This is a genomic window from Embleya sp. NPDC059237, from assembly GCF_042754105.1.
Taxonomy (GTDB): domain Bacteria; phylum Actinomycetota; class Actinomycetes; order Streptomycetales; family Streptomycetaceae; genus Embleya.
This window is the reverse complement of record NZ_JBHZAE010000023.1, coordinates 88,832-103,479: the sequence shown is the minus strand read 5'-3', so window position 1 is coordinate 103,479 and position 14,648 is coordinate 88,832. Positions and strand designations below refer to the sequence as shown.

13 protein-coding genes are annotated in these 14,648 nt (G+C 72.7%); 11 read left to right on the top strand and 2 right to left on the bottom strand.

Annotation, left to right across the window (positions count from 1 at the left end; all coding sequences use genetic code 11):
* Positions 1-64: 64 nt before the first annotated feature.
* Complete coding sequence (locus ACFXKZ_RS45340; RefSeq protein ID WP_380011741.1) at positions 65-1,768, bottom strand: FAD-dependent oxidoreductase; 1,704 nt, start codon at positions 1,766-1,768, stop codon at positions 65-67.
* Positions 1,769-2,124: 356 nt separating this feature from the next.
* On the opposite strand from ACFXKZ_RS45340, the gene ACFXKZ_RS45335 reads away from it, so the two are divergent.
* The 11 genes from ACFXKZ_RS45335 to ACFXKZ_RS45285 all read left to right on the top strand — a co-directional run bounded on the left by ACFXKZ_RS45335 (position 2,125) and on the right by ACFXKZ_RS45285 (position 12,909).
* The gene (locus ACFXKZ_RS45335; RefSeq protein ID WP_380011738.1) at positions 2,125-3,342 is read left to right on the top strand and encodes a SchA/CurD-like domain-containing protein; all 1,218 of its coding nucleotides are present in this window, start codon (positions 2,125-2,127) and stop codon (positions 3,340-3,342) included.
* A 53-nt stretch (positions 3,343-3,395) separates the two neighbouring features.
* Entirely contained in the window at positions 3,396-3,812 is a 417-nt protein-coding gene (locus ACFXKZ_RS45330; RefSeq protein ID WP_380011735.1) for a cupin domain-containing protein, read from the top strand.
* Entirely contained in the window at positions 3,809-5,077 is a 1,269-nt protein-coding gene (locus ACFXKZ_RS45325; RefSeq protein WP_380011732.1) for a beta-ketoacyl-[acyl-carrier-protein] synthase family protein, read from the top strand. Before ACFXKZ_RS45330 ends, ACFXKZ_RS45325 begins: the two co-directional genes overlap by 4 nt.
* Positions 5,074-6,318, top strand: coding sequence for a beta-ketoacyl synthase N-terminal-like domain-containing protein (locus ACFXKZ_RS45320; protein ID WP_380011729.1), 1,245 nt, complete (start codon positions 5,074-5,076; stop codon positions 6,316-6,318). The genes ACFXKZ_RS45325 and ACFXKZ_RS45320 overlap by 4 nt, the downstream gene beginning before the upstream one ends.
* A gap of 79 nt (positions 6,319-6,397) precedes the next feature.
* On the top strand, positions 6,398-6,652 hold the full coding sequence (locus ACFXKZ_RS45315) for an acyl carrier protein (protein WP_126638622.1): 255 nt from the start codon (positions 6,398-6,400) through the stop codon (positions 6,650-6,652).
* Between the two features lies 1 nt (position 6,653).
* Complete coding sequence (locus ACFXKZ_RS45310; protein ID WP_380011725.1) at positions 6,654-7,136, top strand: SRPBCC family protein; 483 nt, start codon at positions 6,654-6,656, stop codon at positions 7,134-7,136.
* Between the two features lie 177 nt (positions 7,137-7,313).
* Positions 7,314-7,646, top strand: a complete 333-nt coding sequence (locus tag ACFXKZ_RS45305) for a TcmI family type II polyketide cyclase (protein ID WP_380011722.1) — start codon at positions 7,314-7,316, stop codon at positions 7,644-7,646.
* A 53-nt stretch (positions 7,647-7,699) separates the two neighbouring features.
* Positions 7,700-9,751, top strand: a complete 2,052-nt coding sequence (gene accD / locus ACFXKZ_RS45300) for an acetyl-CoA carboxylase, carboxyltransferase subunit beta (protein WP_380011719.1) — start codon at positions 7,700-7,702, stop codon at positions 9,749-9,751.
* Positions 9,748-10,374, top strand: a complete 627-nt coding sequence (accB, locus tag ACFXKZ_RS45295) for an acetyl-CoA carboxylase biotin carboxyl carrier protein (RefSeq protein WP_380011716.1) — start codon at positions 9,748-9,750, stop codon at positions 10,372-10,374. Before accD ends, accB begins: the two co-directional genes overlap by 4 nt.
* A gap of 21 nt (positions 10,375-10,395) precedes the next feature.
* Positions 10,396-11,784: an acetyl/propionyl/methylcrotonyl-CoA carboxylase subunit alpha gene (locus tag ACFXKZ_RS45290; protein ID WP_380011713.1), complete on the top strand. Its 1,389-nt coding sequence runs from the start codon at positions 10,396-10,398 to the stop codon at positions 11,782-11,784.
* A gap of 72 nt (positions 11,785-11,856) precedes the next feature.
* Entirely contained in the window at positions 11,857-12,909 is a 1,053-nt protein-coding gene (locus ACFXKZ_RS45285; protein WP_380011710.1) for a nitrous oxide reductase family maturation protein NosD, read from the top strand.
* A gap of 61 nt (positions 12,910-12,970) precedes the next feature.
* Here the strand turns inward: ACFXKZ_RS45285 and ACFXKZ_RS45280 are convergent, their stop codons facing one another.
* Positions 12,971-14,461, bottom strand: coding sequence for a multicopper oxidase family protein (locus ACFXKZ_RS45280; protein ID WP_380011707.1), 1,491 nt, complete (start codon positions 14,459-14,461; stop codon positions 12,971-12,973).
* Between the last annotated feature and the right edge of the window lie 187 nt (positions 14,462-14,648).

Genomic DNA, 14,648 nt, shown 5'->3' with positions numbered 1-14,648 from the left:
CCGCTCCCGCACACACCGCGGCCGGCCCCGGATTCCCTCCCGGAGCCGGCCGCCGCGTGTCGCGCTACACCTGCGCGTCCCCCCCGACCTTCGCGGTCTCACCGCCCCGCGCGCCCCGCTCCGTCCGGCACGCCACCGCGCCCAACACCCCCACCAGGGTGCCCTCCGGATCCGGCTCGGCGACCGGGACCCGCCACGCGACGAACCCGTCCGGGCGGACCAACACCGCGCCCTCGTCGGTCACTCCGTGCACCTCGGCCCAGTCCACGTCCGACGCGGTGACCAGGTCCACCACCGCGGCCTCCGCCTCGGTACCCACCCGGTACACCGCCACCGGCACGCCCAGGCGCCGGCTCGCGCGCTGCGCCGACCGCTGCCACGCGGCCCCGGCCGGACCCGCGCCGACCAGCAACACCGGCGAGGTCTCGTACAGGTCCAGGGTGGACACCCGCGCGTCGTTGCGGCGCAGCCACAGGTGCGGTGCGCGGGTGCCCGGCTCGCCGCTCGGCGGCCGGAACCGCTCGGGCAGTACCGGCAGTTCGGGGTCCGCCCCGAGCACGGCAGCGGACGCGTAGCGGTAGCCGAGCACCACGCCGAGCACTCCCGGCTGCTTGGCGCCGCCGACCGTGGGCGCGGCATACCCGGGGTGGCCGTGTTCGGCCGAACGGGTGGACGCCCGCGCGGCCGTGGCCACCGCCACCGGCCGGCGCTCCGCCTCGTAGGTGTCCAACAGGTCGGCGCCCGCGTGCCCGTTCAGCACCGCGGCCAGTTTCCAGGCCAGGTTGTGCGCGTCCTGGATCCCGGTGTTGGACCCGAACGCGCCGGTGGGCGACATCTCGTGGGCCGAGTCGCCGGCCAGGAACACCCGCCCGGAGCGGTAACGTTCGGCCACCCGCTCGGCGGCGTGCCACGGCGCCTTGCCGGTGATCGTCACATCCAGGTCCGGCACCCCGGCGGCGGCGCGGATGTGCGCCACGCAGCGCTCGTCGGAGAACGCCTCGATCGGCTCGTCCTCCTCCGGATGCCACGGCAGGTGGAAGACCCAGTGCTCCCGGTTGTCCACCGGCAACAGCGCGCCCTCGCCCCGAGGGTTCGTCAGATAGCAGACGATGAACCGGCGTTCGCCGACGTGCGCGGCCAGGTCGCGCGAGGTGAAGGTGACGCTCACGTTGTGGAACAGGTCGCCCGGACCGCTCACGTCGATGCCCAGCGCGTCGCGCACCGGACTGCGCGGCCCATCCGCCGCGACCACGTAGTCGGCGCGTACGGTGAGCTGTTGCCCCGTCTCGCGGGTCTCCACGACCGCGGTCACCCCGTCCTCGTCCGGTACGCAGGACCGGAGTTGGGTACCGAAGCGCACGTCGCCGCCGAGTTCGCGGGCGTAGTCGGCGAGTACCGGCTCCAGGTCGTTCTGGCTGCACAGACACCACGACGACGGGCTGAACCTGGCCAGTCCGCCGCCCGGATCGATCTCCTTGAACAGCCACTCCTGGATGTCGCCGGCGATGGTGTCCGCCTGGAGGATGCCGTGGTTGTCGGCAAGTACGGCGGACGCGGCGCGGATTCGATCCTCGACCCCGGCGGTGCGGAACACCTCCATCGTGCGCACGTTGTTGCCGCGCCCGCGCGGATGCCGTGAGGTGTCGGCGTGCCGCTCCACCAGCATGTGCGGGACGCCGAGTCGGCCCAGGAAGACGGACGTGGACAGCCCGACCAGCGAGCCGCCCACGACCAGGACCGGCACCCGGTGTTGGATCTCGGGGTTCATCACTACTCCTGCGTTGGCGAGGACTGCGGACCCGGCCGCCGTCGCGGGCGGAGGAGAGTCCGCCGGGGTCCTCCTGTTCCCGCTCATCGCCGCCGGCCGGTCGTCGTCGCCCAATGTCACTCATATGCCCTCAAAAGATGCACAGGGTGATGATCGGCCGCCACGCTCGAAGTCGAAGCCGGGTCCGGACGGACGGATCGGGCGGGTATCCCGGTGTGATCGCGCGAGCGGCGCGACCGATCGCGACCCGCTCGACCTCCCCGTTCCCCGGGCGGCGTCGGTGCGACCCGGTCCCCCGGGAGCGCCTCGGCGGGCGGGCACGACGTTCGGCCGAATCCCATGACCAAAGGACTGACATGGACACCCTCGTCCACTCCACGGCGAATCCCACCGCCGACACCACGTCCAAGCTCCGGGTGCTGCTCATGCTGGAGCTGCACGAAGGGTCGGAGCAACGTTTCCTCGAGGCCTACGAAGGCATCCGCCACCAGGTGGCCGCCGTTCCGGGCCACCTGCGCGACCAGCTGTGCCAGTCCATCGAGGACCCCAGCCAGTGGCTGATCACCAGCGAGTGGGAGGGCGCCTCCCAATACCTGGCGTGGGTGGACAGCCCCGAGCACCAGGTGATGGTCCAGCCGCTGCACGGCTGCGTGCGCGGCACCCGCTCGCTGCGCTTCTCGGTGGCCCGCGAGACCGACCTGCGCGCCCCCGACGGCCCGGTGATCACCACCGGCGCCCGCGCGCCGAAGGGCAAGGCGAAGACCGGCGGCACGCCCAAGGCGAAGGCGGCGGCCGACAAGGCCCGCGCCGCCGCGCCGGCCGCCCCCGGCGTGGTGCGCTGCGCGCTCACCTTCACCGTCAAGCCGGGCAGCGAGGCCGAGGTGGCGCGCATCCTCGCCGGCTACGAGTCGCCCGAAGCCCGGGTCAACCCGACCACCTCGCTGCGCCGCACCTCGGTGTTCATGCTCGGCAACCGCGTCGTACGGGCCATCGAGGTCGAGGGTGACCTGCGCGCCGCGCTGCGCCATGTGGCCGAGCAGCCCCAGGTCCGCGCCGCAGAGGAGGCGCTGAACCCGCACCTGGAGGAGGCGCGCGACCTGAACGACTCCGAGGCCGCCCGCGCGTTCTTCATGCGCTCCTCGCTGGCCGAGGTCTACCACCTGAGCGCGCCGACCAAGAAGTCGGACAAGGCGTCGGGCAAGAAGTCGAACAAGACCGAGACCACCCGCCGTGCGTTCCTGTACCCGGTCCGGCACGGCTGCGGCGAATCCGCCGCGACGCTGCTGCGCCGGCACGACGAGCAGGCGATCGCCGTCGCCGGCGGGCCGATCGCGCACAGCCAGGTCTTCCTGCGCGGCGACACCCTGATCCGCGTGCTGGACCTGCGCGGCCCGGCGGACCAGGACCCGGCGCTGCTGCTCGGCGTCGACCGCCGGGAATCCGCCGCCCGGCTGAGCCGACTGCTCGACCTCGGCGAGGACGGCGAGTTGGACACCGACGAGGGACTGCGCCGACTGCTCGCCGCGTGCGAGACCACCCCCGTCACCGACCGTCGCGCCGCCCGCGACGCCTGATCCCCCCGGGGCGGCGCCCGACGGCGCCGCCCCGCCACTTGGAGGTGGCACAGATGACCACGCAGACCGTACGCATCGTCAACCTGGACGAGATCGAGCCGAACCGCCGCCGCGGCGGTGACCTCCGGGTCACGCTCGGCCCGGCGACCGTGGGCTCCACCAGCGGCTTCATGGGCCTGGCCCTGATCGAGCCCGGGGACATGATCGCCGAGCACTACCACCCGTACTCCGAGGAGTTCATCCACGTCGTGGTCGGCTCCATCGAGGTCGACCTGGACGGCGTCACCCACGAACTCCGGCCCGACCAGGCCCTGATGATCCCGAAGAACATGCGCCACCGTTTCCGCAACGTCGGTCGGGTGCAGGCGCGGATGGTCTTCCAACTCGCCCCGCTCGCGCCGCGGCCCGAACTCGGGCACGTCGACACGGAGGGGATCGAACCCGCCGAGACCGTGGGCGCCGACTCTTGAGGCGCCGGGTCGCGGTCACCGGCGTCGGGGTGGTGGCACCCGGTGGGGTGGGTGTCACCGCGTTCTGGGACCTGCTGATGGCGGGCCGCACGGCGACGCGCGGGATCACCTTCTTCGACCCCACCGGGTTCCGCTCCCGGATCGCCGCCGAATGCGACTTCGACCCGATCGCGTGCGGCGTCGACCCCGACCGGGCCCGACGCGCGGACCGCTACGTGCAGTTCGCGCTCGCCGCGGCGGCCGAGGCGGTCCGCGGCAGCGGCCTGGACCGCGACGCCGAGGACCCCTGGCGGATCGGCGTCTCCCTCGGCACCGCCGTGGGCGGCACCACCCGGCTCGAACACGACTACATCGCGGTCAGCGGCCCCGGCAAGACCTGGGCCGTCGACCACCGCAGGGCCGACCCCTTCCTGCACCGGGCCTTCTCGCCGAGCACCCTGGCCGCCGAGGTGGCCGAGGAGTTCGTCGCCAAGGGCCCGGTGCAGACCGTCTCCACCGGCTGTACCTCCGGCCTCGACGCGATCGGCTACGCCGCGCACGCGATCGAGGAGGGCCGCGCCGACGTGTACATCGCCGGCGCCGCCGACTCGCCGATCTCGCCGATCACGGTCGCCTGCTTCGATGCGATCAAGGCCACCTCGACCCGCAACGACGACCCGGCACACGCCTCCCGGCCGTTCGACGCGGATCGGGACGGATTCGTCCTCGGCGAGGGCGCCGCGGTACTGATCCTGGAGGAGCTCGAACACGCCCACCGGCGCGGCGCCCATGTGTACTGCGAGGTCGGCGGGTTCGCCACGCGCGGCAACGCACATCACATGACCGGCCTGACCCGCGAGGGCCTGGAGATGTCCGAGGCGATCGACCGCGCACTGGCGGACGCGGAGGTCGCCCCCGACGCCGTCGACTACGTCAACGCGCACGGCTCGGGCACCAAGCAGAACGACCGCCACGAGACCGCGGCCGTCAAGCGCTCGCTCGGCACGCACGCACACAAGGTCCCGATGAGTTCGATCAAGTCGATGGTCGGCCACTCGCTCGGCGCCATCGGCGCCATCGAACTCGCCGCGTGCGCCCTGGCGATGGAGCACAAGGCGGTGCCGCCCACGGCCAACTACGAGACGCCGGACCCCGAGTGCGACCTCGACTACGTGCCGGGCACCGCCCGGCCGATGGGCCTGACGACGGTGTTGTCGGTGGGCAGCGGGTTCGGCGGCTTCCAGTCCGCGGTGGTCCTGGACCGTCGGGAGAGGAGACCCCGATGAACAGCTCCACAGCAAGGCGCACCGTGGTCACCGGCGTCGGCGTCGTCGCGCCCAACGGCATCGGCGCCGACGTGTTCTGGAAGGCGACCCGCGAGGGCCGCTTCGTGCTGGACCGGATCTCCCGCGAGGGCTGCGAGCACCTGCCGCTGACCGTCGCGGGCGAGGTGCGCGACTTCGACCCCGCCGCCGTGGTCGAGGAGCGCTACCTGGTCCAGACCGACCGCTTCACCCACTTCGCGCTGGTCGCCGCCGACCAGGCCCTGGCCGACGCGGCGCTGGGCCCGACGTCCACCTTCGGCGTCGGGGTGACCACCGCGAGCTGCTCCGGCGGCGGCGAGTTCGGCCAGCGCGAACTGCAGAACCTGTGGGGCAAGGGACCCGGCTTCGTCGGGCCGTACCAGTCGATCGCCTGGTTCTACGCGGCCACCACCGGCCAGATCTCCATCCGAGGCGGCTTCAAAGGCCCCTGCGCGGTGCTGGCCAACGACGAGGCCGGTGGCCTGGACGCGCTCGCGCACGCCGTCCGGACCATCCGCCGAGGCACCGACGCCGTCGTGGTCGGCGCCGCCGAGGCACCGCTCGCCCCCTACTCGATGGTCTGCCAACTCGGCTACGACGCGCTCAGCCTCGCTGCCGACCCCGCACGCGCCTACCTCCCGTTCACTTCCGCCGCCCGCGGCTTCGCCCCCGCCGAGGGCGGCGCGATGTTCGTCGTCGAGGAGGCCGAGTCGGCCCGCCGGCGCGGCGCCCGGATCCGGGCCGAAGTACTCGGACACGGCGCGACGTTCACCGGCACCTGCGGCTGGGGACCGTCCCGCCACGGACTGGCCCGGGCGATCCGCGACGCCCTGGCCGAGGCCGAATGCGGACCCGCCGACATCGACGTGATCTTCGCCGACGCGCTCGGCACCCCCGAGGCCGACCACGCCGAAGTGCTTGCCCTGTCCGACGCGTTGGGCGCCCGCGCCGCCCGGGTGCCGGTCACCGCGCCCAAGGCCGGCATCGGCCGGGCCTACTGCGGCGCGCCGATGCTCGACTGCGCCGCCGCGATCATGGCCATGGAACACGGCGTACTGCCGCCCACCCCGGGCGTGTTCGACATCTGCCACGACCTCGACCTGGTCACCGGCCGGGCCAGGAACGCCGAACTGCGCACCGCCCTGGTGCTCAGCCGCGGCCTGATGGGCGGCAACGCCGCACTGGTGCTGCGCCGAGGCGACGGCCGCCCCGACACGCCGTAGCCCGCTCGGCTACTCCCGTGGCCGGTACGACCCGTGCCCCTCGTACGCATCATCCGACTCATCCGAAAGGAAGCCCGCGATGAACGGACCGCTCACCCACGAAGTGCTCGCCGAGGTGATGAAGTCATGCGCCGGCGTCACCGCCAGACCCGAGCAACTGCGGGACCCCGACGCCACGTTCGAACAATTCGGCCTCGACTCGCTGGGCCTGCTCGGGATCGTCGCCGAGCTGGAGCGGCGCTTCGAGTTCCCGCTCGGCGCGGACGTGGACCAATGCAAGACCCCGCGCGAGTTTCTGGAAACCACCAACTCCCAACTCATCTCCGGAGTGTGACATGGCCGGCCATACCGACAACGACATCGTCATCGCGGCCCCGTTCGACCTGGTCTGGGACATCACCAACGACGTGGACAACTGGACGAACCTGTTCAGCGAATACGCGTCGGTGGAGGTCCTCGAGCGCGAAGGCACCAAGGTCACCTTTCGCCTGACCATGAAACCCGACAAGGACGGCAAGATCTGGAGCTGGGTGTCCGAGCGCGAGGCCGACCGCGAGACCCGCACGGTGTGGGCGCGCCGGGTGGAGACCGGGCCGTTCGCGCACATGCACATCCGCTGGGAGTACCACGAGGTGCCCGACGGCGTACGGATGCGCTGGGTCCAGGACTTCGCGATGAAGGAGACCGCCCCGGTCGACGACGCGTGGATGACGGACAACATCAACCGCAACTCGCGCGTCCAGCTCGAACTGATCCGGGACCGGATCCAGGAGCGCGCCCGGGAGACGGGCGTCGCGCCCACCGTGCGCACCTGGTGAACCCCGCGTCGTCGCCCGCCCCCGCGCGCCGACGCCCCCCCGGGGGGGGGGCGCCCCGGCCCGGCCCCCCCCCCCCCCCCCCCGGGGGCGGCGCCCGCCCCGCGCCCCCCCCCCCCCGCGGGGGGGCCGGGGCGCCGCGCGCCCCCCCCGGCCCACCCCTCGACAAGGACGGCACCCATGCACCGCACCCTGATCGTCGCCCGGATGAAGCCCGACTCGGCGACCCCGATCGCCGACATCTTCGCCGCCTCCGACACCGGCGAACTCCCGCACCTGGTCGGGGTCACCGGCCGCAGCCTGTTCCAGTTCGGCGACCTGTACCTGCACCTGATCGAGGCCGACCGGCCCCCCGGCCCCGCGGTCGCGAAGATCGCCGGACACCCGGAGTTCCGCGACATCAGCGAACGGCTCTCGGCGCATGTGAACGCGTACGACCCGCAGACCTGGCGCTCGCCCCAGGACGCGATGGCCCGCGAGTTCTACCGCTGGGAGCGCGACGCGCAGCGGTGACGTCGCCGCCCGTCACCACCGTCCAAGGCCCGACCGTCCAAGGACCTGATGTCATGATCGAGACCCATCCGGGGCTCACCGTCGACAGCCGACCCGACTGGGTCAAGTGCGGACGCTGCGCCGAACTCGTATACGGCAAACGTTTCACCCGGGACCTGCGGGTGTGTCCCGACTGCGGCGAGCACGCGCGCCTGACGGCGCGGGAACGCCTGGATCAACTCCTCGATGCCGGCTCGGAGACCGCGCTGCGCGCCGACCCCGCACCGCACGACCCGCTCGGCTTCGTCGACTCCCGGCCCTACCCGGAACGGCTGGATCGGGCGCGTGCGGAGACCGGTATGGACGAGGCCGCGGTGGGCGGGCGGGGCACCATTCACGGGCAGCCGGTGGTGGTCGTCGCGATGGACTTCCGCTTCCTCGGCGGCAGTCTGGGCTGCGCGGTGGGCGCGCTGGTCGCCGCCGCCGCCGACGAGAGCCTGCGGACGGGGACCCCGCTGCTGCTGATCACCGCCTCCGGCGGGGCGCGCATGCAGGAGGGCGTGCTGTCGCTGATGCAGATGGCCAAGACCGCGCACGCCCTGGCGGAACTGGACGAGGCCGGCGTGCTGGTGTTGTCGCTGATCACGGACCCCACGTACGGCGGGGTGGCCGCCTCGTTCGCGACGCTGGCGGATGTGATCCTGATCGAACCCGGCGCACGGATGGGCTTCGCCGGGCCGCGGGTGATCGAGCAGACCATCGGCGAACGGTTGCCCGAGGGGTTCCAGACCGCCGAATTCCTGCTCGAACACGGGATGGTGGACACGATCGTCGCGCGAGCGGCGCTGCGCGCGACGTTGCGGCACTTCCTTGCGGTGGGCGGGGCGGGGCGGCGGGACGGGGGGAACGACACCCTCCTGAACGGGATCGTGTCGGGTGGGTACGAGTCGGAGGCGAACGGTTCGACCTTGAACGGGGCCACCCCGAAGGGCACTACGCCGAACGGGGTCGCTCGGAATGGCTCCGCCGCGAACGGGTCGGCTGCGAACGGGCATGCGTGCCATGAGCCGTCGCTCGGCGAGCTTGCGAGGGAGCCCGGGGAGCCCGGGGAGCCCGGGGAGCCCGGGGAGTCCTGGGAGGCTGTTCGGCTGGCGCGGCATGCGGGGCGGCCGACGATGCTCGACTATGCGGGTCGACTCCTGGAGGATTTCCACGAGTTGCACGGGGATCGGATCGGCGCCGACTGTCCCGCGATCGTGGGCGGCATCGGTCGGCTCGACGGTCGGCTGGTGATGCTGATCGGGCATCAGAAGGGCGGCGACAACCTCACCGAGCGGCAATACCGCAAGTTCGGCATGGCCACCCCGGCCGGCTTCCGCAAGGCGGGTCGGTTGATGCGGCTCGCCGCCAAACTCGGCCTGCCGGTGATCACCCTGGTCGACACGCCGGGAGCCAACCCCGGACCGGACGCCGAACGCGACGGCCAGGCCGTCGCCATCGCGGAGAACCTGCGCCTGATGGCCCGACTGGACACCCCCATCGTCACGGTGATCACCGGCGAGGGCGGCAGCGGCGGCGCACTCGCGCTGGCCGTGGCCGACCGGGTGCTGATCGGTGAGCACGGCGTCTACTCGGTGATCAGCCCCGAGGGCTGCGCCGCCATCCTGTGGAAGGACCCGTCGGCGGCCCCCGCCGCGGCGGCGGCGCTCCGTATGGGGCCGCGCGACCTGCTGCGCCTCGGTGTGGTCGACCGGATCGTCCCCGAGCCACCCGGCGGCGCCCACACCGACCCCGGCCGAGCCGCCACACTGCTGCGCACGGCCCTGGTCCCCGTCCTCGACGAACTCCTCGCCCTGAACCGCACCCGCCTCCTACGCGAACGCGGCGAACGTTTCCGGAGGTTCGGCGCCCCCGAGGCCACCCGCGCCGAGGCCGTTCGCGCCGAGCATGCTCGGGCCGACTCCGTTCGTGCCGACTCCGTTCATGCCGGCGCGGTCCGAGGCGACTCCGCTCGTACTCGCTCCGTCCGGAACGAAGTTGCCCCGGGTGCGGCAGTGCGTGTCGAGACGATCCGCGCGGAAGCCGCCCCCGTCGAAGTTGCTCCTGCCGAAGGAAGTGCCCGATGAGTTCGCCCCATGGACCGACCCAGGCGCGCGACGCGCACGCCGATGATCGACCCGACCGCCACCCCGCCGGCTACGCCGACGAGCGCTGGGTCAGGCCGTTCGAGCCCGCGCATGCGTCCGCGCATCCTCGGCCGGCCGCCCCCGAGGCGCCGGGCCCGGCGCGGCCGGCGCCCGTGCCGCCGCGGTGGATCCGGCTGCGCTGCGGCGACACCAGCATCGAGATCGAATGGCCCGAGGCCGCCCCCTCCGGCACCGCCCCCGCCGTTCCCGTCGCCGTGCCCGTCGCCGCCGTCCCCGGCGAGCGGTCGGCCGAGCCGGACGGCGGACGCCGCTACGTGTCGGCCCCGATGGTCGGCACCTTCTACCACGCTCCCGAGGTGGGTGCGAAGCCGTTCGTCAGCGTCGGCGACACCGTCCGCCCCGGTCAGACGGTGGGCATCCTCGAGGTGATGAAGATGATGAACACCATCACCGCCGAGGTGTCCGGGCTGGTGGTGGAGGTGCTGGTGGCCGACGCGCAACCGGTCGAGTACCAGGAACCCCTGCTCGTGATCGACACCGGCGGCGCCGATCCGGACGCGGGCGCCGACGACCGCCCCGGCGGCTCCCACAACCGGCACTGACGACGACCCGAGGTGGTCCCCGTGTTCTCGACCGTGCTCATCGCCAACCGCGGCGAAATCGCCCTGCGGGTCGCCCGCACCTGCCGCGAAATGGGCATCCGCAGTGTGGCCGTGTACTCCACCGCCGACCGGGAGTCCGCGGTGGTGCGCTTCGCGGACGAGGCCGTGCACATCGGTCCGCCGCCGGCCAGGTCCAGCTATCTCAACATGCCCGCGATCATCGAGGCGGCCCGGCGCACGGGGGCGGAGGCGATCCACCCCGGCTACGGATTCCTGTCCGAGGACCCCGACTTCGCCGAGATCTGCGAGGCGAACGGGATCACCTTCATCGGCCCGCCGCCGCACGTGATGCAGCGGCTCGGCGACAAGAGCGAGGCGCGTGCGGTGATGGCCGCGGCCGGACTGCCGGTACTCCCGGGCAGCGACGGCGCGTTGGGCTCGCCGATGGAGGCCGCCGAGATCGCCGCGCGGGTCGGCTATCCGGTGATCCTCAAGGCGGTGGCGGGCGGTGGCGGTCGCGGGATGAGCGTGGTCCGCGACCCGGACGAGCTGGCCTGGGCCTACCAGGACACCCGCGCCCGTGCGCGAGCCGTCTTCGGTGACGAACGGCTGTACCTGGAGCGCTACATCGACGGCGCACGGCACGTCGAGGTACAGGTGTTGTGCGATGGGCGCGGCGGCGCCGTGCACCTGGGCGAGCGGGACTGCTCCGCGCAGCGCAGGCACCAGAAACTGGTCGAGGAGTCGCCCGCCCCGAACCTGCCGGCCGAGACGCGCGAGGCGATGTGCGCGGCGGCGTTGCGCGGGGCGACGGCGGTCGGCTACGTGGGCGCCGGCACCTTCGAGTTCGTGGTCACGCCCGCGAACCGGTTCCACCTGCTGGAGATCAACTGCCGGATCCAGGTGGAGCATCCGGTCACCGAGATGGTCACCGGCGTGGACATCGTGCGCGAACAGCTCACCATCGCCGCCGGCGCGCCGCTGACGTTCGGTCAGGACGACGTGGTCCCGCGCGGGGTGGCGATCGAGTGCCGGATCAACGCCGAGGATCCGGCGCGGGGCTTCGCGCCCACGCCGGGCCGGTTGGCGGAGTTCGTGCCGCCCGGTGGTCCGTGCGTGCGGATCGACACGCACGCCTATCCGGGCTGGACGGTCGGTCCGGACTACGACTCGCTGCTTGCCAAGGCGATCGTCTGGGCACCCGACCGGGAGCGGGCCATCGCGCGCGCCGATCGGGCTCTGGGCGAATTCCGGGTGGCCGGCGGCGGGGTGCACACCACGCTGGGCTTCCTGCGGCGGCTGTTGGCGCACCCGCGTTTCCGGGCCGGCGAACACACCACGGATCTGGTGGACACGATGACCTCGGACGTCACCGAGTCCGCCCCGGCCGCGCCCGTACCGGTGCCGTGAGGCCCTGAGGCCCTGCGGCGCGACCCGATGTCCCGTACCCGTTCCTGCACAAGCGAAGGCGGATCATTTCCCATGCACTCCATGCACGCACTGCCCGTACAGCGGCTGCTTCCCCTCGGCTGTGTCACCGCGCTCACGATCCTCGGCTCGGTGTTGGCGCCGACCGCGCAGGCGGAGACCCGGCACGTCGTCCATCCGGGCGAGTCGATCCAGGCTGCGGTGGACGCCGCCGCACCCGGGGACATCATCGAGGTGGCGCCCGGTACGTACGCCGGCGGCGTCCTGGTCCGCACCGATCGGCTGACGATTCGCGGGGCGGGCGAGCGTACGGTGCTCACCCCGGGCGAGGCGGACGCGACCAACGAGTGCGCGGCGGCCGGGAACGGACTGTGCGTGGTCGGCACGGCCGAGCACCGGGTCGCGGACGTGCGGATCCAGTCGTTGACCGTCACCGGCTTCACCAAGACCGGCGTGATGGGCAGCGACACCGAACGTATGCGGGTGCGCCGGGTGTTCGCGCATCACAACGGTGAACACGGGATCGGCCAGGAGAATTCGGTCCGGGGCGAACTCACCGACAACACCGCCGAGGACAACGGCCAGGCGGGGCTGTTCCTGGCGGACACCGACGATGCGATGGGCGCGAGCATCGCCCGCAACCATTCCGCCGGCAACCGGCTCGGTGTACTGATCCGGCGCGGGCGGGAGTTGGCGATCGAGCGGAACGAACTGACCGGGAACTGTGCCGGAGTGTTCGTCGTGGGCGACGACAAGGAGCCCGCCGCCGGGCCGCTGACGATCAGGGGCAATCGCATCGACGAGAACAACAAGTATTGCCCGCCGAATCCGCGACTGGCCTTCATCCAGGGTTCCGGGATCGTGCTCACCGGCGCCCGGGAGACGCAGGTGACGGACAATCAGGTGCGGGACAATCAGGGGGAGTCGCCGATGTCGGGCGGCATCGTGGTGATGCCCAGTCAGGCCGGGCGGCCGACCGTGGGCAATGTGATCCGGGGCAACGTGGTGACGGGCAACGCGCCTTCGGACCTGGCGTACCGGGTCACCGAGATCAACACGTTCGAGGCGAACGTGTGTGAGCGGTCCGAGCCCGCCGGGCACTGCTGACGGGTTGTCGGGAGAGTGAACCCACCCGGGCCAAAGGCGCGTCGCGTGTCGTCGGCCCGGGTCAGGGTTGTTCGGGGGCCATGCCGGACATGCCCGGGTCCGGCGGGTCGTCACCGTAGCCCAGGGTGGTCATCATGCCCTGCTCGCTGTGGTAGAGGTTGTGGCAGTGCAGCATCCACTCGCCGGGGTTGTCGGTGAACACGTCGACGGCGACGGTCCTCCCGGGAAGTACCACCACGGTGTCCTTGCGCGGGCCGCGGCCCTTGGATCGACGCACTTGGAAGGTGTGCCCGTGCAGGTGGACGGGGTGCCAGATCCGGGTCCGGTTGGTGAACGACAACCGCACCCGTTCGCCGGCGGCGACCGGTACCCGCGGCAACTTCTCGTCGGGTGTTTCGGCGGCGGCGATCCATGCCCTGCCTCGTGCGCCCGTGTTGTTGAGCACGAGGCCCACCTCGCGGGCGGCCCCGTCGCCCGGGTCGACCGACGGGTCGGCGCTCAGGTCGGCGAGGTCGAGCACTCGGCCATCCAGTTCCGGGACGTCGACCGAGGCCGGCGGGGCGTCGCCGGTCGAGGTGCGGACCACCGCAAAGGCCCGGGCGTTCTTCCCCTCCGCGGCGGCGACCAGCGGGAACACCCCGTCGTCGAGGGTGACCAGCACGTCATAGCGCTCGCCCATCCCGATCAGCAGCGAGTCCACCCGCACCGGTAGCACCGGGAAGCCGTCGGTGTGGGTGACGGTCAGCCGGTGGCCGCCCAACGCGACCCGGAACGCCGTGTCCGCCCCGGCGTTGATCAGGCGCAGGCGGACCCGCCGGCCCGGCGCCTCCTCGAATACCGTCGGGGTCTGCGCGGTACGGCCGTTGATCAGGTAGTGCGGGTAGGCGATGTGGCCGCCGGGGCCGCCGAGCAGCGTGCTACGCAGGGGTTGTGCGGGCCGCGCGCCGGCGTTCAGCTCGGCCAGCACCGCGTCCGGGTCGGTGCCGGTGCCGTCGATCCAGTCGTCGAGTACGACGGTCCACTCCGCGTCGTAGGACAGCGGCTCGGCCGGGTCCTCGACCACCAGCGCGCCGTAGAGCGCGCGGTCGAGTTGGGTGCCCACGTGCGAATGGTAGAAGTACGTGCCCGGGTCGGGCGCGACGAAGCGGTAGTCGAAGCCGCCGCCCGCCGGAACCGGGGCCTGGCTGAACCCGGGGGCGCCGTCCATCCGCTGATCGATCCGTACCCCGTGCCAGTGCACCGTGGTGTCCTGCGGCAGGTCGTTGCGCAGGTCCGCGGCCACGGTGGCGCCGGCCGCCACGCGGATCTCCGGGCCGGGGACGCGGTCGCCGAACCCCCAGGTGGCCACCTCGCGCGCGCCCAGGTCGACCGTGGTCGGCGCGGCCGTGAGCACGACCGCGACATCGGCGGCCGAGCCGGCGCGGGAAACGGGCGCGAGGGGCGCGGGGGCGCCGGCGCCGAACCGGGTGCCGGTGCCGGCGGCAAGCAGCGCGGCGGTGCCGGCCGTACCGAGCAGCAGTGAGCGGCGGGTGGGGCGGGAGGGGACAGGCAACGGTGCGGCCCTGCTTCCTGAGGTCGGCTCGCGATGGGGCGTCGCCCGCCGGGTGCCGGCGGGATCCGGCGCCAGTACCCCGCCCCGGTCCGGCGAACACGCCCTGGCGCCAGGCCACTCCGTCGGCCGCGATCCGTGCCGCCGGTCGGGTGAACGAGCGCAAACGGCAGTTGCCTCCCGGGATTCC